The sequence below is a fragment of the Streptomyces sp. NPDC033165 genome (assembly GCF_055577965.1).
Window position 1 is genome coordinate 17,975 of record NZ_JBVIPK010000004.1, and the last position, 19,069, is coordinate 37,043.

The 19,069-nt window shown below is 71.3% G+C and carries 15 protein-coding genes and 1 pseudogene; 10 read left to right on the forward strand and 6 right to left on the reverse strand.

Annotated elements, in window-relative coordinates; all coding sequences use genetic code 11:
* Positions 1-18 precede the first annotated feature (18 nt).
* A complete protein-coding gene (locus tag ACZ5WC_RS11330; RefSeq protein WP_468540573.1) occupies positions 19-1,989 on the forward strand; it encodes an ATP-dependent DNA helicase in 1,971 nt (656 codons plus the stop codon).
* A gap of 125 nt (positions 1,990-2,114) precedes the next feature.
* Here the strand turns inward: ACZ5WC_RS11330 and lexA are convergent, their stop codons facing one another.
* The gene (gene lexA / locus ACZ5WC_RS11335; protein WP_026242273.1) at positions 2,115-2,912 is read right to left on the reverse strand and encodes a transcriptional repressor LexA; all 798 of its coding nucleotides are present in this window, start codon (positions 2,910-2,912) and stop codon (positions 2,115-2,117) included.
* A gap of 479 nt (positions 2,913-3,391) precedes the next feature.
* Between lexA and nrdR the strand changes: the two genes are divergently transcribed.
* Together nrdR and ACZ5WC_RS11345 are read left to right on the forward strand one after the other, a co-directional pair.
* Positions 3,392-3,904, forward strand: a complete 513-nt coding sequence (gene nrdR, locus ACZ5WC_RS11340; RefSeq protein ID WP_096628540.1) for a transcriptional regulator NrdR — start codon at positions 3,392-3,394, stop codon at positions 3,902-3,904.
* A gap of 170 nt (positions 3,905-4,074) precedes the next feature.
* Positions 4,075-6,972, forward strand: coding sequence for a vitamin B12-dependent ribonucleotide reductase (locus ACZ5WC_RS11345; protein ID WP_468540574.1), 2,898 nt, complete (start codon positions 4,075-4,077; stop codon positions 6,970-6,972).
* A gap of 94 nt (positions 6,973-7,066) precedes the next feature.
* Here ACZ5WC_RS11345 and ACZ5WC_RS11350 read toward each other — a convergent pair whose 3' ends face one another.
* The 3 genes and pseudogenes from ACZ5WC_RS11350 to ACZ5WC_RS11360 all read right to left on the reverse strand — a co-directional run bounded on the left by ACZ5WC_RS11350 (position 7,067) and on the right by ACZ5WC_RS11360 (position 9,202).
* Positions 7,067-7,246, reverse strand: a complete 180-nt coding sequence (locus tag ACZ5WC_RS11350; protein WP_468540575.1) for a hypothetical protein — start codon at positions 7,244-7,246, stop codon at positions 7,067-7,069.
* A 271-nt stretch (positions 7,247-7,517) separates the two neighbouring features.
* The gene (locus tag ACZ5WC_RS11355) at positions 7,518-8,054 is read right to left on the reverse strand and encodes a TerD family protein (protein ID WP_468540576.1); all 537 of its coding nucleotides are present in this window, start codon (positions 8,052-8,054) and stop codon (positions 7,518-7,520) included.
* Positions 8,055-8,242: 188 nt separating this feature from the next.
* Positions 8,243-9,202 (reverse strand): annotated as a pseudogene (locus tag ACZ5WC_RS11360) (DUF1152 domain-containing protein).
* A 98-nt stretch (positions 9,203-9,300) separates the two neighbouring features.
* Between ACZ5WC_RS11360 and ACZ5WC_RS11365 the strand changes: the two are divergent.
* The 6 genes from ACZ5WC_RS11365 (at position 9,301) to ACZ5WC_RS11390 (ending at position 15,125) form a co-directional block, all read left to right on the forward strand.
* On the forward strand, positions 9,301-9,906 hold the full coding sequence (locus tag ACZ5WC_RS11365; RefSeq protein ID WP_468540577.1) for a YdbC family protein: 606 nt from the start codon (positions 9,301-9,303) through the stop codon (positions 9,904-9,906).
* Positions 9,907-10,096: 190 nt separating this feature from the next.
* Positions 10,097-10,756, forward strand: coding sequence for a histidine phosphatase family protein (locus tag ACZ5WC_RS11370; protein ID WP_311121846.1), 660 nt, complete (start codon positions 10,097-10,099; stop codon positions 10,754-10,756).
* Between the two features lie 12 nt (positions 10,757-10,768).
* Positions 10,769-11,677, forward strand: coding sequence for an ADP-ribosylglycohydrolase family protein (locus ACZ5WC_RS11375; protein ID WP_468540578.1), 909 nt, complete (start codon positions 10,769-10,771; stop codon positions 11,675-11,677).
* A gap of 225 nt (positions 11,678-11,902) precedes the next feature.
* Positions 11,903-13,615, forward strand: coding sequence for a DUF4153 domain-containing protein (locus tag ACZ5WC_RS11380; protein WP_468540579.1), 1,713 nt, complete (start codon positions 11,903-11,905; stop codon positions 13,613-13,615).
* Between the two features lie 96 nt (positions 13,616-13,711).
* A complete protein-coding gene (locus tag ACZ5WC_RS11385; RefSeq protein ID WP_468540580.1) occupies positions 13,712-14,422 on the forward strand; it encodes a ribonuclease HII in 711 nt (236 codons plus the stop codon).
* Between the two features lie 64 nt (positions 14,423-14,486).
* Complete coding sequence (locus tag ACZ5WC_RS11390) at positions 14,487-15,125, forward strand: hypothetical protein (protein ID WP_468540581.1); 639 nt, start codon at positions 14,487-14,489, stop codon at positions 15,123-15,125.
* Between the two features lie 76 nt (positions 15,126-15,201).
* On the opposite strand, the gene ACZ5WC_RS11395 is transcribed toward ACZ5WC_RS11390, so the two are convergent.
* A complete protein-coding gene (locus ACZ5WC_RS11395) occupies positions 15,202-15,843 on the reverse strand; it encodes a hypothetical protein (RefSeq protein WP_468540582.1) in 642 nt (213 codons plus the stop codon).
* Positions 15,844-16,161: 318 nt separating this feature from the next.
* Here ACZ5WC_RS11395 and ACZ5WC_RS11400 point away from each other — a divergent pair, with 318 nt between their 5' ends.
* Entirely contained in the window at positions 16,162-18,321 is a 2,160-nt protein-coding gene (locus tag ACZ5WC_RS11400) for a RecQ family ATP-dependent DNA helicase (RefSeq protein WP_468540583.1), read from the forward strand.
* Positions 18,322-18,371: 50 nt separating this feature from the next.
* Here ACZ5WC_RS11400 and ACZ5WC_RS11405 read toward each other — a convergent pair whose 3' ends face one another.
* Positions 18,372-18,773, reverse strand: coding sequence for a hypothetical protein (locus ACZ5WC_RS11405; RefSeq protein WP_468540584.1), 402 nt, complete (start codon positions 18,771-18,773; stop codon positions 18,372-18,374).
* Between the last annotated feature and the right edge of the window lie 296 nt (positions 18,774-19,069).

Consider the following 19,069-nt stretch of genomic DNA (forward strand, 5'->3'; position numbering starts at 1 on the left):
CCGTAGGGTGGTCGGGCTATGACGAAGCCATCCCTCCCCGAACTCCTGCACGCCGCCGTCACCGCCGTCGGCGGTACGGAAAGGCCCGGCCAGGCCACCATGGCCCAGGCCGTCGCCGAGGCCGTGGACGACCAGTCCCACCTCCTCGTCCAGGCCGGCACCGGTACGGGCAAGTCGCTCGGCTATCTGGTGCCGGCCCTGGCGCACGGGGAGCGGGTCGTGGTGGCCACGGCCACCCTCGCCCTCCAGCGGCAGCTCGTGGAGCGGGACCTTCCGCGTACGGTCGACGCGCTGCACCCGCTGCTGCGCAGGCGCCCCCAGTTCGCCATGCTCAAGGGCCGGTCGAACTACCTCTGCCTGCACCGGCTCCACGAAGGTGTCCCGCAGGACGAGGAGGAGGGGCTCTTCGACCAGTTCGAGGCGGCCGCGCCCTCCAGCAAGCTGGGGCAGGACCTGCTGCGGCTGCGGGACTGGTCGGACGAGACGGAGACGGGCGACCGGGACGACCTGACCCCCGGCGTCTCGGACCGGGCGTGGGCACAGATCTCGGTCTCCTCGCGCGAGTGCCTGGGCGCGACGAAATGCGCGTACGGAGCGGAGTGCTTCGCCGAGGCTGCCCGCGAGCGCGCCAAGCTCGCGGACGTGGTCGTCACCAACCACGCGCTGCTCGCGATCGACGCCATCGAGGGCGCACCGGTCCTGCCGTCGCACGAGGTGCTGATCGTCGACGAGGCCCATGAGCTGGTCTCCCGGGTCACCGGCGTCGCCACCGGCGAGCTCACCCCCGCCCAGGTGAACCGGGCGGTCCGCCGGGCGGCGAAGCTGGTCAACGAGAAGGCGGCCGACGCCCTCCAGACGGCCGCCGAAGGCTTCGAGCGGGTGATGGAGCTGGCCCTCCCGGGGCGGCTTGAGGAGGTGCCCGAGGACCTCGGGTACGCACTGATGGCGCTGCGGGACGCGGCACGTACGGTGATCTCCGCGATCGGCGCCACCCGCGACAAGTCGGTCGAGGACGAGAACGCCGTCCGCAAGCAGGCGCTGGCCTCGGTCGAGTCCATCCACGGCGTCGCCGAGCGCATCACCCAGGGATCTGAGTACGACGTCGTCTGGTACGAGCAGCACGACCGGTTCGGGGCCTCCGTCCGGGTGGCTCCGCTCTCCGTCTCCGGACTGCTGCGCGAGAAGCTCTTCGCCGAGCGCTCCGTGGTGCTCACCTCGGCCACGCTGAAGCTCGGGGGTGACTTCAACGGGGTGGGCGCGTCCCTGGGCCTGGCCCCCGAGGGCACGGCGGGCGAGGACGTACCGCAGTGGAAGGGGCTGGACGTCGGCTCCCCGTTCGACTACCCGAAGCAGGGCATCCTGTATGTGGCCCGGCATCTCAACACCCCGGGACGCGAGGGTTCCCGTACGGACATGCTGGACGAGCTTGCCGAGCTGGTGGAGGCGGCGGGCGGCCGCACCCTGGGGCTGTTCTCCTCGATGCGGGGGGCCAAGGCGGCAGCCGAGGAGCTGCGCGGACGGCTGGACAAGCCGATCCTGCTCCAGGGCGAGGAGACGCTCGGCGAGCTGATCAAGAACTTCGCGGCCGACCCGGAGACCTGCCTCTTCGGCACCCTGTCGCTCTGGCAGGGCGTCGACGTCCCGGGCCCGAGCTGTCAGCTGGTGGTCATGGACCGGATTCCGTTCCCCCGGCCGGACGACCCGTTGATGAGCGCCCGGCAGAAGGCGGTCGAGGAGGCGGGCGGCAACGGCTTCATGGCGGTGGCGGCGACGCACGCGGCCCTGCTGATGGCCCAGGGTGCGGGCCGACTGGTCCGGGCGACGGGCGACAAGGGAGTCGTGGCCGTGCTCGACCCCAGGCTCGCCAATGCGCGGTACGGCAGCTATCTGCGCGCCTCACTGCCGGACTTCTGGTACACCACGGACCGTAATCAGGCGCGCCGCTCACTGGCCGCCATCGACGCCAAGGCCAAGGCGGAGGGCGCGTAGCCCCCGCCTGCCACCAGGCGGGGAGGCGGCACGGCAAAGCCCCGGAACCGACGTCATGATCGACGTCCTAGGAAGGGACCCCGGGGCGGATGCCGTGGCCGATGCGCTGTACAGACGCCCGGGCTTCAGACCCGGCGCAGCACCGCCACCACCTTGCCGAGGATGGTCGCCTCGTCGCCGGGGATCGGCTGGTACGCGGCGTTGTGGGGGAGGAGCCAGACATGCCCGTCCTCCCGGCGGAAGCGCTTGACCGTCGCCTCGCCGTCGAGCATCGCGGCGACGATGTCCCCGTTCTCCGCGACGGGCTGGCGGCGCACGGTGACCCAGTCGCCGTCACAGATCGCGGCCTCGATCATCGAGTCACCGACGACCTTCAGGACGAACAGCTCACCGTCGCCGACGAGCTGGCGGGGGAGCGGGAAGACGTCCTCGACGGACTCCTCCGCGAGGATCGGCCCACCGGCGGCGATCCTGCCCACCAGCGGCACGTAGGAAGCGGCGGGCTTGCCCGTGGTGTCGGTGGGCTGGGTGCTGGGCTGGTCCGAACCGCGTACCTCGTAGGCGCGGGGGCGGTGCGGGTCGCGGCGCAGGAAGCCCTTGCGCTCCAGGGCCATCAGCTGATGGGCGACGGACGAGGTGCTGGAGAGGCCCACCGCCTGACCGATCTCCCGCATCGACGGCGGGTAGCCCCGGCGCTGCACGGAGTCGCGGATGACCTCGATGACGCGCCGCTGGCGGTCCGTGAGCCCCGAGCTGTCCGCCCGGATGCCTGGCGGCCTCCCGGGCAAGGAACGTCCGGGGCGCGCGGGCTCGGGCCCGTCCGTGTTCGTGACTGAGTCATTCATGGCATGCACCGGCTCAAGTCGGCTCTGGGAGCGGTGGTCCCGGGCGGTGATGGTGGCACTGTCTGCGGTGGTGGTCACGTCGGCCCCTCTCGAATGTTCTCCCTAGCTGGACAACGGTAGTAGCTTTCGAAAGGTTGCGCCAAACACACGTTCGAGTGAAAAACGAATAAAGGGCTGCCGCAGTGCTCCCGGCAGGTGTATGAGAATCCAGGCGATGGGGTGTGCGGCCCCGTGGCAGGGCGGCGCGCCGCCGCGGGCCAGTCTTTCATCCGCGAGCGCGAGCCGGAGGCCCCGGCGGCTCGGCGGCCCCGCTTTTCCCGTACCCTCTTCCCTGGCCCGCGCTCCCCCGGTCGCCGATCGGCGCGCGACACGCGATGGGGCCGAAAACGCGAACCAACCCTAGATCTAGTGGTTGGATTGTCTCGGCCGCCCAGAAGTTGTGGTCTCGGTTCATCCGGGCCGTGGTCATCGCCTATGCTGGGGACTGCCTCCAGAGGCCCGTGCGAAGGGCCTCGAAGAGGCTATTCAGTCGTGCTGTGTAAGGAGGGTTGGGAGCCATGCACTGCCCCTTCTGCAGGCACCCCGACAGCCGGGTCGTCGACAGTCGCACCACCGATGACGGGACGTCGATCCGTCGCCGCCGGCAGTGCCCCGACTGCTCCCGCCGCTTCACCACGGTGGAGACCTGCTCGCTGATGGTGGTCAAGCGCAGCGGCGTGACCGAACCCTTCAGCCGTACCAAGGTCATCTCCGGCGTCCGCAAGGCATGCCAGGGACGGCCCGTCACGGAGGACGCCCTCGCCAAGCTCGGCCAGCGGGTCGAGGAGGCGGTGCGCGCCACCGGCAGTGCCGAGCTGACCACCCATGACGTGGGTCTGGCCATACTCGGCCCCCTGCAGGAACTCGACCTCGTCGCGTACCTGCGCTTCGCGTCCGTGTACCGGGCGTTCGATTCCCTGGAAGACTTCGAGGCCGCCATCGTGGAACTGCGTGCGCAGCGGCCTCCCGCGGAGGACTGCGGAAGCGGCGAGACCCTTGAGGTCCCCGCGCCCGCCATCGCCGCCGACTGAGCGGCACCCGCCCGGACCGCCCGTGCCCGCGACATCTCCGCGGACCGGCGGCGGGGCGACATGAGATTTGCATCCGGAGGCCGCGTACGGCGTCCGGGGCATCGGACACACACTGTGCCTGGGAAGATCCGGGCACTTCAGGGCGTTTTTGCCCACATATGGGAGGCGGCATGACAGAGACGGCGAGCGGCCCGGCACGAGGTTCCCGCACCAAGGGCGCCAAGGCGAGCAAGGGTCTGCGTATCGAGCGCATCCACACCACCCCCGGCGTGCACCCGTACGACGAGGTGGCGTGGGAGCGCCGTGACGTCGTCATGACCAACTGGCGCGACGGCTCGATCAACTTCGAGCAGCGTGGCGTCGAGTTCCCCGACTTCTGGTCGGTGAACGCGGTCAACATCGTCACCAGCAAGTACTTCCGCGGGGCCGTCGGCACGCCGCAGCGCGAGACCGGCCTCAAGCAGCTGATCGACCGGATCGTGAAGACGTACCGGAAGGCCGGCGAGGACAACAGCTACTTCGCCTCCCCCGCGGACGCCGAGATCTTCGAGCACGAGCTGGCCTACGCCCTCCTGCACCAGGTCTTCAGCTTCAACTCCCCGGTCTGGTTCAACGTCGGCACGCCCCAGCCGCAGCAGGTCTCCGCCTGCTTCATCCTGGCCGTCGACGACTCCATGGAGTCGATCCTCGACTGGTACAAGGAAGAGGGCATGATCTTCAAGGGCGGCTCAGGCGCCGGCCTGAACCTCTCGCGTATCCGCTCCTCCAAGGAGCTCCTCTCCTCCGGCGGCAACGCCTCGGGGCCGGTCTCGTTCATGCGTGGCGCCGACGCGTCCGCCGGAACGATCAAGTCCGGTGGCGCCACGCGCCGTGCGGCCAAGATGGTCATCCTCGACGTCGACCACCCCGACATCGAGGCCTTCATCGAGACCAAGGTGAAGGAGGAGGAGAAGATCCGCGCCCTGCGCGACGCGGGCTTCGACATGGACCTGGGCGGCGACGACATCACGTCCGTCCAGTACCAGAACGCCAACAACTCCGTCCGGGTGAACGACGAGTTCATGAAGGCCGTCGAGACGGGCGGCAAGTTCGGGCTCCGCTCCCGGATGACCGGCGACGTCATCGAAGAGGTCGAGGCCAAGTCCCTCTTCCGCAAGATGGCCGAGGCCGCCTGGGCCTGCGCCGACCCCGGCATCCAGTACGACGACACCATCAACGCCTGGCACACCTGCCCGGAGTCCGGCCGGATCAACGGCTCGAACCCGTGCAGCGAGTACATGCACCTGGACAACACCTCGTGCAACCTCGCCTCGCTGAACCTGATGAAGTTCCTCAAGGACGACGGTCTGGGCAACCAGTCCTTCGAGTCCGAGCGCTTCGCCAAGGTTGTCGAGCTGGTCATCACCGCGATGGACATCTCGATCTGCTTCGCGGACTTCCCGACGCAGAAGATCGGCGAGAACACCCGCGCCTACCGTCAGCTGGGCATCGGCTACGCCAACCTCGGCGCCCTCCTGATGGCGACCGGCCACGCGTACGACAGCGACGGCGGCCGCGCCCTGGCCGGTGCCATCACCTCGCTGATGACCGGCACCTCCTACCGGCGCTCCGCCGAACTCGCCGCCGTCGTCGGCCCGTACGACGGCTACGCCCGCAACGCCGAGCCGCACCAGCGCGTCATGAAGCAGCACGCCGACGCCAACGCCCAGGCCGTCCACATCGACGACCTGGACTCCCCGGTCTGGGCCGCCGCGACGGAGGCCTGGCAGGACGTGATCCGGCTCGGCGCGAAGAACGGTTTCCGTAACGCGCAGGCCTCGGTCATCGCCCCCACCGGCACCATCGGTCTCGCGATGTCCTGCGACACCACCGGCCTGGAGCCCGACCTCGCCCTGGTCAAGTTCAAGAAGCTGGTCGGCGGCGGCTCGATGCAGATCGTCAACGGCACCGTGCCGCAGGCCCTGCGCCGTCTCGGCTACCAGCCGGAGCAGATCGAGGCGATCGTCGCCCACATCGCCGAGAACGGCAACGTGGTCGACGCCCCCGGCCTGAAGACCGAGCACTACGAGGTCTTCGACTGCGCGATGGGCGAGCGCTCCATCTCCGCGATGGGCCACGTCCGGATGATGGCGGCCATCCAGCCGTGGATCTCCGGCGCCCTCTCCAAGACGGTCAACCTGCCCGAGACGGCCACCGTCGAGGACGTCGAAGAGGTCTACTTCGAGGCGTGGAAGATGGGCGTCAAGGCGCTCGCGATCTACCGCGACAACTGCAAGGTCGGCCAGCCTCTCTCCGCCAAGACCAAGGACAAGGAGAAGGAAGAGGTCACCGCGAAGGCCGAGGAGACCATCCGTACGGCGGTCGAGAAGGTCGTCGAGTACCGACCGGTCCGCAAGCGCCTCCCCAAGGGCCGCCCCGGCATCACCACCTCCTTCACGGTGGGCGGCGCCGAGGGGTACATGACCGCCAACTCCTACCCGGACGACGGTCTCGGTGAGGTCTTCCTGAAGATGTCCAAGCAGGGCTCGACCCTCGCGGGCATGATGGACGCCTTCTCCATCGCCGTCTCGGTCGGCCTGCAGTACGGCGTCCCGCTGGAGACGTACGTCTCGAAGTTCACCAACATGCGCTTCGAGCCGGCCGGTATGACGGACGACCCGGACGTGCGGATGGCGCAGTCGATCGTCGACTACATCTTCCGCCGCCTGGCGCTGGACTTCCTGCCCTTCGAGACCCGCTCCGCCCTCGGCATCCACTCCGCCGAGGAGCGCCAGCGCCACCTGGACACCGGTTCCTACGAGCCGTCCTACGAGGCCGACGGCCTGGACTCCGAGAGCCTGGCCCAGTCGGCCCCGGTGCAGTCCGAACCGCTGAAGGCGGTGGCGGCTCCCCGCGAGTCCGCCGAGAAGCCCGCCCCGGCGACGGCGCACACCTCGGCCGAACTGGTCGAGATGCAGCTCGGCATCAGCGCGGACGCTCCGCTCTGCTTCTCCTGCGGTACGAAGATGCAGCGCGCCGGCTCCTGCTACATCTGCGAGGGCTGCGGCTCGACGAGCGGGTGCAGCTGACACCCGGCGAGTGTTCTCAGTGAGGGAGGGGCGTCGGCCCGGTGCCGACGCCCCTCCCTCATCGCTCTGTCCCCCCACCGCCTACCGCAAGGGATCAGGCTCGTCCGCGGGCGATGGCACGGAGGTCCTCGGCATCGACATCGCCGGTGAGATGGTCGCCGCGGCACAGGAGCTGGAGGACCGCGATCCGCCGGGGGCGCGATACGACGTCGGCGATGTGGCCGAACTGCGCCCCCGCGGGCGGCGCTTCGACGGAGCGGTGGCGGCCCGGCATCACGGCCTCCTCACCTCCTCAACGACGCGCAGGACACCCGCGCCATGGAGCGGATGCGCCGCAACGTTCACCGGAGCCTGAAGCCCGGCGGCGAGTTCTTGGCGCTCGCCATGGCGCTGGTTTTCCGCTGGAAGCCGGCGTGCGTGAGTTCGGCGCGGACTTCTGGGCGGAAGTCCACCCCAACCCGCCCCTGGAGATGCTGCGCTGCCGCTCCCGAGGGTGACGTATGGGGGGGGAGGCCGACACGGCGCGTCGGCCTCCCCTTTGGCGGTCAGGCCTCCGCGGACCGGCTGCCCATCACCGCGGCGAACGCGTCGGGGGTGCCGTCGAATCCGCGTACGGACGGGTGGAACACCCACGGCCCCGAGCCGTCACGGACGAACTCGCCGACGACTGCCGCGGTTGCCCAGAGGACGTCCGAGAAGTCGTTCTCGACCAGCTTCGTGTAGCCCTCAAGGATCTCCACCGCCGTGTTCGCGATGTCGCCGAAGGTCTTGTGTCCGTCGCGCTGCTGGATGGCGACCCCGACCACCACCCGTGTGTAGGTGTCCGCCAGCCGGTTCAGCTCGATGGTCATGACCTCGTCGAAGCCGAAGCCCTGCCCTGTCCTGCTGTCGCGGTTCAGCGTGATGGTGCCGTCCGGCGAGCGGCTGTCGAAGTGCACCAGGTACGCGGGGCTGCCGTACGGTTCCCGCGCCACGTAGGTCGCGGCGATGATGTCGAGGTCGTTGGCGGCTTCCCCATGCGCGCTCGGGTCCCACTTGACCCGTACTTCCACCTTCTCGATGTCCTTGTTCGGAGTGCTCAACGGACTTCCCTCCCGGCGGACGGCCTCTGGACCGTTCTTGTCACCGATACGCGCTACCCGAATCACCTGATCATGTACGGAACCGGCCCCGGAGCCAACTACGACGGTGGCGGACGACTGAGCGGACGACTGATTCGGGCCATGTGCGGTCCTTCGCCGCTCTGTGCGGCCCTGCGCTGCTCCGTGCCTCAGTGCGGAATCCGGATCGGCGGCCGCTGCCGGACCTCGTCACGGAAAGCCTCGATCGCACTGCTGACCTGACGCATCAGGTGCGTGTGCTCGATCCGGTCCAGATACAGGCACCGCTCGGCCAGCCCGTCGAGTTCGAAGGCGAAGTACAGGGCCATCAGCGGATTGACGAAGAGCTCGCTCCCCTTGGTGCGCGAGGTGAACTGTACATCCCCGAACTCCCCGCGTACGGCTGCCGCTATGGAACCGTTGACGATGCTGGGACGCGCGGACGTGTGGTGCTGGGCGTGGGCGACCGCGTCGAGGAAGAGCGCGCCCTCCCGCGTCGTACGGGGAACGGAGAACGCCCCCAGGTAGGCGCCCGCGCGCTCAAGAGCGGCGATGTTCTCCAGGACCGGGCCATGGCTCACGCCGTGGTGGGCGTCGACCCCGAAACCGATGGAGACGACGAGGCGTTCGGGCCCCTCGATCCCGGCGAGCGCGGCCACGGAGGCGAGATCCTCCTCCGGGGTGCCGAGCCCCGCCTCGTCCCCGCGCATCAGGATGTCCGTGCCGCCGTCCACGAGGACCACCGCGTCGACGTCGTACCGCTCGATCAGGGCCCGGTACGCGGCGCGCAGCGGCTGGACCCCGACCTGGGCCGGCGCGTGCACCGTGCTCGGGTAGTCGTGCAGGGCGAGCCACTGGGCGAGGGTGCGCTCGGGGGAAGTAGGGCTGGTGGAGAGCGGTGCCGGGGGTGACCTCGGCCAGGTCGGGTGCCACCCGGGCGTCCCGCGGGAGGCCTTCGATCGCACTGGAGGTGAGGTTGGCGAGCTGGACCTCCTTGCCCCGGTGAAGCAGGGAGAGCGCCAACGGCAGCCCGGCGTAGATGTCGAAGCCCCCGCCGCCCCCCCCGCCACGAGAATGCTCCGGGCGGATTCCAGCCGACTGAACAGGGGGTGGGCGCGCAACATAGTCATGACGGTCATGGTGTTCGGGGTGCCTTGCGGAACGACCGGTTCGGGCGCACTCCCCGGGAGCGTGACCCGCGCCACGCTCCGCCCCGTACGATGGCGCGGTGCTGGTGAAGTGGATTCGCTGCTCCGTGGTGGACCGTCATGGTTTCGAGCGGGGGCAGCGGAAGTGGGCGGGGCTGCTCGGCGAGCCGGGGTTCAGGGGGCAGAGCGGCGGCTGGAGCCGAACGCGCCCCGATGTCGCCCATGTCTTCGCGTTCTGGGAGAACCGGGTCTTCTACGACTCCTTCATGGCCCGCGGGCACGACCGGCTGGCAGCCGGGCAGTCGGGCATGTTCCGGGATATGCAGGTCACGCTGTTCGAGCGCCGCTTCGATGTGAAGACGGGCTTCGAACCCCACTTCGACGAGGCGGACGTCGCCCGGGTCGCGCACAGCCGGGTGCACGAGGACCGTGCCGAACACTTCGTGCTGATGCAGAAGCAGGTGTGGAATCCGGCGATGGCCGGATCGCCCGGGATGCTGCGCGGTGTCTTCGGTGAGGCCCCCGGCAACGAGTTCCTGGTGCTGTCCCTGTGGAAGTCGAGCGCCGAGCGCGGGAAGTACCGCGCCGACGGTGCGGAGCGCCTGGCGACCCGCGCGCAGACCGACACGGACGTGGCCGCCCTGACGGGAGACGTGGTGGAGCTCGAACCGTCCTGGACGGTCTGACCCGCTGGGCCCGAATCGCTGAACCTGGTCTTCGAGCCCGACCTGACCGCCTGATCCGCTTGACCCGACCCGACCCGACCCGACCCGACCCGACCCGACCCGACCCGACCTGTCTGACGTGATCCGCCCGACCTGACCGGTCTGACCTGGCCACCGGACTTGATCACCGCACCTGATCTAGGGTCGGTGCATGGCACGACCGCAGCGCATTGTCCTCGTCCGGCACGGCGAGTCCGAGGGCAACGCCGACGACACGGTGTACGAGCGGGAGCCCGACCACGCGCTCCGGCTCACCGCCACGGGCCTGCGGCAGGCCCGGGAGGCCGGGGAGCGGCTGCGTGAGCAGTTCGGCGACGAACGGGTCAGCGCCTACATCTCGCCCTACCGGCGCACCCACGAGACGTTCCGGTCCTTCGGCCTCGACCCCGCACGGGTCCGCGTCCGTGAGGAGCCCCGGCTGCGCGAACAGGACTGGGGCAACTGGCAGGACCGCGACGACGTGCGGCTCCAGAAGGCCTACCGGGACGCCTACGGGCACTTCTTCTACCGCTTCGCCCAGGGCGAGTCCGGTGCCGACGTCTACGACCGGGTCGGGGCGTTCCTGGAGAGCCTGCATCGGAGCTTCGAGGAGTCGGACCACCCGGAGAACGTCCTCCTGGTCACCCACGGGCTGACGATGCGGCTGTTCTGCATGCGCTGGTTCCACTGGTCGGTCGCGGAGTTCGAATCCCTGTCCAACCCGGGCAACGGCGAGACGAGGACCCTGCTCCTCGGCGCGAACGGGCGATACACCCTCGACCGGCCGTTCCAGCGCTGGCGCACCCCTGAGCCGTACGGCATCACCGGTTAGAGTGGCAGGGCGATGACCGCTGATTCTGCTTCCGAGCGGCGCTTCGAACGCGCCCTGGCCAGCCTGCGTGGGCTGTCCGTGGGAGACGCCCTGGGCTCCCAGTTCTTCGTCCCGGCCAACTATCCCCTGCTGAAACAGCGGGCGCTGCCGCCCGGGCCCTGGCAGTGGACCGACGACACCGAGATGGCCTGCTCGGTCCTGGCCGTGCTCGCCTCGCACGGCCGTATCGACCAGGACGTCCTCGCCCGCTCCTTCGCCGAGCACCACGACTTCGACCGGGGCTACGGTCCCGCCGTCAACCGGCTGCTCAGGCTCGTCCGGGAAGGAGGGGACTGGCGGGAGCTGTCCTCGGCGCTGTTCAAGGGCCAGGGCTCCTGGGGCAACGGCTCGGCCATGCGCATCGCCCCGCTCGGCGCCTGGTACGCGGACGACCCGGAGCAGGCCACGCACCAGGCCGAGATCTCCTCGTACACCACGCACCAGCACCGCGAGGCCGTCGTCGGCGCGATGGCCGTCGCGGCCGCCGCCTCGCTCGCCGCCGCCCCGGGTGGGCCGCCCACCCCCGAGGACCTGCTGGACGGCGTCATCGCGCTCGTCCCCCGCAGCGCTGTCGGCGCGGGGCTGCGCCGGGCCCGCGACATGCTGGACTACCGGGACGCGGGGACGGTCGCCGCGGTCCTCGGCAACGGCCGCCGCACCAGCGCCCACGACACCGTTCCGTTCGCGCTCTGGTCGGCCGCCAGGAGCCTGGGGGACTACCAGGAGGCGTTCTGGGTGACGGCCCAGGCGGGCGGGGACGTGGACACGACCTGCGCCATCGTCGGTGGTGTGGTCGCCTCGGGTACGACCGGCGCTCCGCCTGCCGACTGGCTCGCGCAGACGGAGGAACCGCCGGGCTGGCTGTCCCCGTCCCTGCGCTGATCGCCCGCTGATCGTCCGCCGACCGCGCACTGATCGCGCGTCGGCCGCCCGTGAACTGTCACGGTCCTGCCACAGCATCACTCTGCGTGTCGGCGAACGTGGGTTCGGCACTACTCTTTCGGCCACGCCGCCCCTGGTTGATCTTGACGGGCGTGCGCCGAATGAGACGCCGGGGCGGGCGCAGGGCCTGAGGGCCGCGCCCGAGACCGGTGGGGGAGGGGTTCCATGTCCGATCAGCCGTCCGATCAGCCGTCCGAGGCATCCAGTCCGCCGGAGAAGTCCCGGGTGGCCGCTGATCAGCCGGCCGCCGCCACGGGCACGGAGAAGCCCGAGGCGCAGAGCCGACCGGCGGCACAACCGGGCCGGCCCGCCGTTCAGCCCGCCAACCCCTGGGCGCACCGCGCGGGGGCGCCCGGCGCCAAGACCGCCGGGATGACGGCCCGGCTCCGCCCCGCCGCCCCGCCGCCGATCCTCCCCGCGGCCCTCTGGGCGGTCCTGGCCACCGCGGTCCTCAGCGCGCTCCTCCTGGGCGACGGCCTCGGGCTGAACCTCCTGATCGTGGCGGTGCCCGCCGCGCTGGCCGCCTGCTTCGCCGCGCGCTCGGCAGGCCGTCGGCTGCGGCCCTGGACCGCGACCTGGGCCGTCGGGGGCCTCGCGCTGCTCGCGGTGCCGGCGCTCCGGGACGCCGGCTGGCCGACTTTCCTCGCGGTGGTGTCGGCCTTCGCTCTCGGCTCGCTCGCGCTGCACGGCGGCCGGAGCTGGCCGGGCGTACTGATGGGCTCCCTGGGCCTGGTCGACTCGGTCGTCCCCGGTGTCCGCTGGGGCTGGCGGGGCGTACGGGAACGGGTCGGCGGTTCCCGGGTGCGCTGGGGCACCGCGCTGCGCACCGCGGCGGTGGCACTCGTGCTGCTGATCGTGTTCGGAACCCTCTTCGCGAGCGCCGACGCCGCCTTCGCCGATCTGCTGGGCAGCCTCGTACCCGACGTCTCGCTCGGCGACGGGCCGTGGCGTGGCTTCCTGCTCGGCCTCGGCCTGGCCGGTGCGCTGGCGGCCGCCCACACCGCCGCGGCCCCGGTGCGCTGGGACGGGATCACCGTACGGCCCGGAAAGCCCCGGGGGCGGGCGGAGTGGGCCCTTCCGCTGATCGTGCTCAACCTGCTCTTCGCCGCGTTCATCACCCTTCAGCTCGTCGTTCTCTTCGGCGGATACGGCAAGGTCCGGGAGGTGACCGGGCTCAGCCACGCGGAGTACGCCCGCCAGGGCTTCTGGCAGCTGCTCTGGGCCACCCTCCTCACGCTCCTCGTGATCGCCCTGGCCCTGCGCTGGGCACCGCGCGGCGGCCGCGGGGACCGCACCCTGGTGCGCGCCGTCCTCGGCAGCCTCTGCGTGCTCACCCTCGTCGTGGTCGCCTCCGCGCTGCGCCGCATGGACCTGTACGTAGCGGAGTACGGCCTGACCCGGCTCCGGATTTCCGTGGCCGCGATGGAACTCTGGCTCGGCGTGGTGCTGCTCCTGATCCTGGCGGCCGGGGTCTTCGGCGCACGATTCCTGCCGCGGGCCATCGCGGTCAGCGCGGCGGCCGGGGTCCTGGCCTTCGGTCTGATCTCGCCGGACGGAGTGATCGCCGAGCAGAACGTCCAGCGCTTCGGCGACCGCGGCACGATCGACATCGACTACGTCAAGGATCTGTCCGCCGACGCCGTACCAGCCCTGGACCGGCTGCCCGAACCGCAGCGCTCCTGCGCGCTGCGGATCATCCAGAGCGACATCCGCTCCGCCGACTCCCCCTGGTACGCCACCAGCTGGGGAGAGACGCGGGCCGAGGAGATCCTGAAGAAGCGCCCGGCGACCGCGGAGGGCCGCGACTGCTACGCCCTCGGCGGTGACGGCGTCCGCGACGGCTACGACCCGGACGACGACGGCTACGACCCGTACTGATCCCCCAGGTGAACGAGCCTTCGATGGCTGATTCGCAGTGTGCACGGTGCCCCGGGGTGTTGCTGCCGGGGCACTCGGCGTACGCTGGCTGGCGCCATGCCGTACGAACCACCCACGCACACCGTCGAGCGCTCGCTTCGCGCTACCACCGGTGCCAGGACCGTCGCCGGTGTCGATGAGGTCGGACGCGGTGCGTGGGCCGGACCCGTCACCGTGTGCGCGGCGGTCACCGGCCTGCGTCGACCGCCCGAAGGCCTCACCGATTCCAAGCTGTTGACCCCCCGGCGGCGTGCCGAGCTCGCGCCCGTGCTGGAGAGCTGGGTCACCGCCCACGCGCTGGGCGAGGCCTCGCCGCGGGAGATCGACGACCTCGGGATGACCGCCGCGCTCCGGCTCGCCGCCGTGCGGGCCCTGGAGGGACTGCCGGTACGGCCCGACGCGGTGATCCTCGACGGCAAGCACGACTACCTGGGCGCCCCCTGGAAGGTCCGCACCGTGATCAAGGGCGACCAGTCCTGCATCGCGGTCGCGGCCGCCTCGGTGATCGCCAAGGTGCACCGGGACCGGATGATGGCCGAACTGGGCGGCGGTTCCGAGGACTACACCGACTTCGCCTTCGGTGCCAACGCGGGGTATCCCTCGCCGGTGCACCGGGCCGCGCTGGAGGAGCGGGGGCCCACGCCCCATCACCGCCTCTCCTGGTCGTATCTGGACGCGCTGCCCCGGTGGCAGCACCTGAAGAAGGTCCGTTTTTCCGCCGAGGCGGCCGCACTCGAAAGCGGGGGCCAGCTCGGCTTCGAATTCTGATCGCGCACGCGCGCCCCTCTTCCCGACGCCGACGACATCGGCGTCCGACACACAGACCACCGTCATGCCTCTGATCTCCGAGGAGCCTCAGATTCCCGAGAGCGCCCAGGGTCCCCGCGTCAGTCCGGCCGCCGGCCGCACCGCGCCGACCCCCCGTCCCGTACCCGGTCCGCGTTCCGCGGCCACACCGCGTCCCGGCCGTCCCGGCCCCGGTCCCGCGCGCCCCGCGCCCCCGGCACAGCGCGCACACCCCGCCCCCGCGGCTCCGGCCGCTCCGGCGCCCAACCGCCCGAAGCCGGCGGAGAATCGTTCCGCACCGCAGCTCCAGCTGATCCCGGCCCCGGCCGCGGGCGCCCTCGACGCCGCCGAGGAAGCGGTCGACGTACTGCTGGAGTCCGGCCGGGCACCGGGCGACATCCTCGTGCTCACCACCGGCGAACTCCACCCGTGGGCCGCCCACGAGCTGTCCTTCGGCGAAGCCGCCTACTGGGCCCAGCACGACGCGGGCGACGACGTCTTCTTCGCTGACGCCGCCGCCGTGGGCCGCGCCGCCTCCCGCCCCGTGGTCGTCGTCGCGGTCAACGGCGACGCCGACGAGTCGGTGGCCCGTGCCCTGCCCGTCGCGCGTGACCGGGCCGCCGCCCTGCTGATCGTCTGCGGCGACCCGCAGACGATCAACTCCGCGCTGGGCGCCGGGGTCTGATCCGTACCGCCCGGTTCTCCGGCTTCCTCTGCGGGCAGCCGGAGAACCGGGCGGAGTGCGGTCGGCCGGCTCCCGGTCAGCGGGCGGCGGTGCGCCGCAGCACCTCCACCGCTCCGCCACCGGTCCGCGACGGAGTCTGCCGGGTCTCGGCGACGGTGTCGGCCAGCAAGGACGGCTCGGACAGCGAACTGGGCCGCCGCCCGCCCCTGCCCTCTCCGAGCACCTGCCAGCCCCCACGCGTCAGCGTGATGTAGGCCCCGCACCGGAGCCCGTGCAGGGTGCAGGCGTCCCGGAGGCCCCACATCCACGCGCCGTCCTCCTCCGTCCACCGTTCGTCGCCCTCGCGGCAGTACAGAAGGACGGCCGTACGCACCGGGGTGCGGCGACGCAGATCGTGCGGAACGACCCGCCGGAGTTGGGCCAGCAGGGCGTTACGGAACTCCCAGCCGTCCGCGGCCACCGTCGCCCGGCGGGCGAACGAGGCGCTGGCGGTGAGCCGTTCCTCGTGGTCGAGGACCGCGACCACCGCGGTGGCCGGGGTCGGCCGGTGCCGGGAGTGCAGGCCGCTGACGACCTCCCGGGGACTGCGGAGCAGAGGAATGCCCGCCGAGGCCCACTCGGCCGGCTCCAGCATGCGGGCAAGGCGGTTGGCGGAGTCCCCGGCAACCGAGGACGCCGCTGTCGACGTGGCTGCGGACGGGGCGAATCCGAAGGTCACGGTCCTCCCTTCGCTACGCGCCCATGGTGCGGGCAGGGTCGAGTGAGGGCGCGCCGCGACACAGCCCTTCCGGGCCCGATCAGGAACTGTGCGGGGGCGACTCCAATTCTTCCTGGCCTACCGGCAGGCGGCAACGAGCAATTGCTGTGACTGACGGGAATCAGCCGGAATGACACCGATATCCCTGCTATCCCTGCCCAGGCGCGCCCCCGATGACTCCACCTGTCACCCCTGAACCGCGAGGACCAGCGGAAACACCCACCGGTGCGCCGGGCCGCGGATTGTGCCGTTGTCAGTGCCGTGAGGTTGCATGGGGGTATGAGCAACCAGGAGCTGCGTGCCGAGGCCGACGCCATCCTCGCTGAGCTGGTCGGCGACCAGGAAGGTTCGGCGCGTCTGCGCGAGGACCAGTGGCAGGCGGTGGCGGCGCTGGTCGAGGAGCGCCGACGGGCGCTGGTGGTGCAGCGCACCGGCTGGGGCAAGTCCGCCGTGTATTTCGTCGCCACCGCCCTGCTGCGCCGGCGCGGCTCCGGCCCCACGGTGATCATTTCGCCGCTGCTGGCCCTGATGCGCAATCAGGTCGAGTCGGCGGCGCGGGCCGGAATCCGGGCGCGCACCATCAACTCGGCCAATCCGGAGGAGTGGGAGACCATCTACGGGGAGGTCGAGCGCGGCGAGACGGACGTTCTCCTCGTCAGCCCGGAGCGCCTCAATTCCGTCGACTTCCGTGATCAGGTGCTTCCCCGGCTCGCGGCCACCACCGGTCTGCTGGTGGTCGACGAGGCGCACTGCATCTCCGACTGGGGCCATGACTTCCGCCCCGACTACCGCCGGCTGCGGGCGATGCTGGCCGAGCTGCCCGCAGGCGTCCCGGTGCTGGCCACCACCGCGACCGCCAATGCGCGGGTCACCGCGGATGTGGCCGAGCAGCTGGGTACCGGTGCCGGTGAGGCCCTGGTGCTGCGCGGTGCGCTGGAGCGGGAGAGCCTGCGGCTCGGTGTCGTGCGGCTGCCGGATGCGGCGCACCGCCTGGCCTGGCTCGCCGAGCACCTGGACGAGCTGCCGGGCTCGGGGATCATCTACACCCTCACCGTCGCCGCGGCCGAGGAGGCCACCGCCTTCCTCCGGCAGCGCGGCTTCCCGGTGGCCTCGTACACCGGGAAGACGGAGAACGCCGACCGGCTCCAGGCCGAGGTCGACCTCCAGGAGAACCGGGTCAAGGCGCTCGTCGCGACCTCGGCCCTGGGCATGGGCTACGACAAGCCCGACCTGGGGTTCGTGGTGCACCTCGGTTCGCCGTCCTCGCCGATCGCCTACTACCAGCAGGTGGGGCGCGCGGGTCGCGGAGTGGCCCACGCCGATGTCCTGCTGCTGCCGGGCAAGGAGGACGAGGCCATCTGGCGCTATTTCGCGGACACCGCCTTCCCGCCCGAGACCCAGGTCCGCCAGACCCTCGCGGCCCTCGCCGACGCGGGCCGGCCGCTGTCCGTACCCGCCCTGGAAGCGGCGGTGGAGCTCCGGCGCACCCGGCTGGAGACCATGCTCAAGGTCCTCGACGTGGACGGGGCGGTCAAACGGGTCAAGGGAGGCTGGACCGCCACCGGCGAGCCATGGGTCTACGACTCCGAGCGGTACGCCTGGGTGGCGCGCCAGCGGGCGGCCGAGCAGCAGGCCATGCGCGATTACGTGAGCACGTCGCAGTGCCGCATGGAGTTCCTGCGGCAGCAGCTGGACGACGAAGGCGCCGCCCCGTGCGGCCGCTGCGACACCTGCGCGGGCGCCTGGGCCGACTCCGCCGTATCGCCCGAGGCGTTGACGGGAGCGGCGAAGGAGCTGGACCGCCCCGGGATCGAGATCGAGCCGCGTCGCATGTGGCCGACGGGAATGTCCGCACTGGGCATCGACCTCAAGGGACGCATTCCGGCCAAGGAGCAGTGTTCCACGGGGCGTGCCCTGGGGCGGCTCTCGGACATCGGCTGGGGCAACCGCCTGCGCCCTCTGCTGGCCGACAACGCTCCCGACAGTCCGGTCCCCGACGATGTCCTCCAGGCCGCGGTGGCCGTCCTCGCCGACTGGGCGCGTTCACCGGGCGGCTGGGCGTCCCAGGCTCCGGAGGCCTCCGCCCGCCCGGTGGGAGTCGTCGCCGTTCCGTCGCTGTCCCGCCCGCAGCTGGTCGGCTCCCTCGCCGAGGGGATCGCGGCCGTCGGCCGTCTCCCCTTCCTGGGCACCCTGGCGTACACGGGGCCGGACGGCGCGCACACGGCCCGCCGCAGCAATTCCGCCCAACGCCTCAGGGCGCTCTCCGGCGCCTTCGCGGTCCCCGAGGAGCTGGCCGCCGCCCTGGCCCGCACGCCCGGCCCCGTCCTGCTCGTGGACGACTGCACCGACTCCGGCTGGACCCTCGCGGTCGCCGCCCGGCTGCTCCGGCAGGCGGGCGGCGACCAAGTCCTTCCCCTGGTTCTCGCCACGGCGGGCTGAGAAGGGCCTGCCCCGGGGCCTGGTGCCGCTCGGGTCCCGCGGACGCGGGCCTACCGGGACAGGCCGACGGGGTCGGGCTCGGGCGGGCTCGGGCGGGCGCGGGGTGCGGGCCGGGGACGGGGAAGGGGACGGCCCGAGGAGAAGATTGCCGGTCGACGTGGCCTCCTGGCCGAACCAGGGCACGGGGACAGGGCACAGGCCACGGGAAGGGCCAGGCGCTCCTCGGGAGGCCCCGCGTACCGGCCGGTGGGCAGGGTGCGCAGCGCGAGCAGCGGGGCGAACAGTCCGATGGGCAGGTTGAACAGGACCACACCGGCCATGCTCAGGAATGCCGAGTCGAGTTCGTCGTTCGCGGTGGCGGCTGTCTCCCCTGCCGCTGGATCGGCCTGCGTGGGCACGGTGGTCGTCTCGGGTGCCGTGGAGGGCCCGCCACTGGAAGTCGTGCCGCGCACCCGATCCAGGTTGCGGTGGGAGGCCCACGACCGGCCCTCCCCGCTGGTGAACGCCCGGATCCGCAGGTGTCCCGACCGGCTGGTCCCGTCGAGCTCCTGACGTGCACCGCGGGAGGAAAGAGATGCGGCGAGACCTTCGCTGCCCCGGCCCGCCGACGGCCTGCCGAGGACAGCTCATCGCGGAAAAGCTCCCCGCGGAACGGCTCGCTCGCCGAGGAACAGCTCTCCATGGAACTCGATGGCCCGACAGACCGCGAACGGCCGGGCCAGGCTGTGGATAACGTTATCCACAGGGG

Excerpts from the sequence above, each read along its gene's own strand:
- ACZ5WC_RS11330 (WP_468540573.1), top strand. The coding sequence starts at position 19 with ATGACGAAGCCATCCCTCCCCGAACTCCTGCACGCCGCCGTCACCGCC.
- nrdR (WP_096628540.1), top strand. The coding sequence starts at position 3,392 with ATGCACTGCCCCTTCTGCAGGCACCCCGACAGCCGGGTCGTCGACAGT.
- ACZ5WC_RS11345 (WP_468540574.1), top strand. The coding sequence starts at position 4,075 with ATGACAGAGACGGCGAGCGGCCCGGCACGAGGTTCCCGCACCAAGGGC.
- ACZ5WC_RS11350 (WP_468540575.1), bottom strand. The coding sequence starts at position 7,246 with ATGCCGGGCCGCCACCGCTCCGTCGAAGCGCCGCCCGCGGGGGCGCAG.
- ACZ5WC_RS11370 (WP_311121846.1), top strand. The coding sequence starts at position 10,097 with ATGGCACGACCGCAGCGCATTGTCCTCGTCCGGCACGGCGAGTCCGAG.
- ACZ5WC_RS11375 (WP_468540578.1), top strand. The coding sequence starts at position 10,769 with ATGACCGCTGATTCTGCTTCCGAGCGGCGCTTCGAACGCGCCCTGGCC.
- ACZ5WC_RS11380 (WP_468540579.1), top strand. The coding sequence starts at position 11,903 with ATGTCCGATCAGCCGTCCGATCAGCCGTCCGAGGCATCCAGTCCGCCG.
- ACZ5WC_RS11385 (WP_468540580.1), top strand. The coding sequence starts at position 13,712 with ATGCCGTACGAACCACCCACGCACACCGTCGAGCGCTCGCTTCGCGCT.
- ACZ5WC_RS11390 (WP_468540581.1), top strand. The coding sequence starts at position 14,487 with ATGCCTCTGATCTCCGAGGAGCCTCAGATTCCCGAGAGCGCCCAGGGT.
- ACZ5WC_RS11400 (WP_468540583.1), top strand. The coding sequence starts at position 16,162 with ATGAGCAACCAGGAGCTGCGTGCCGAGGCCGACGCCATCCTCGCTGAG.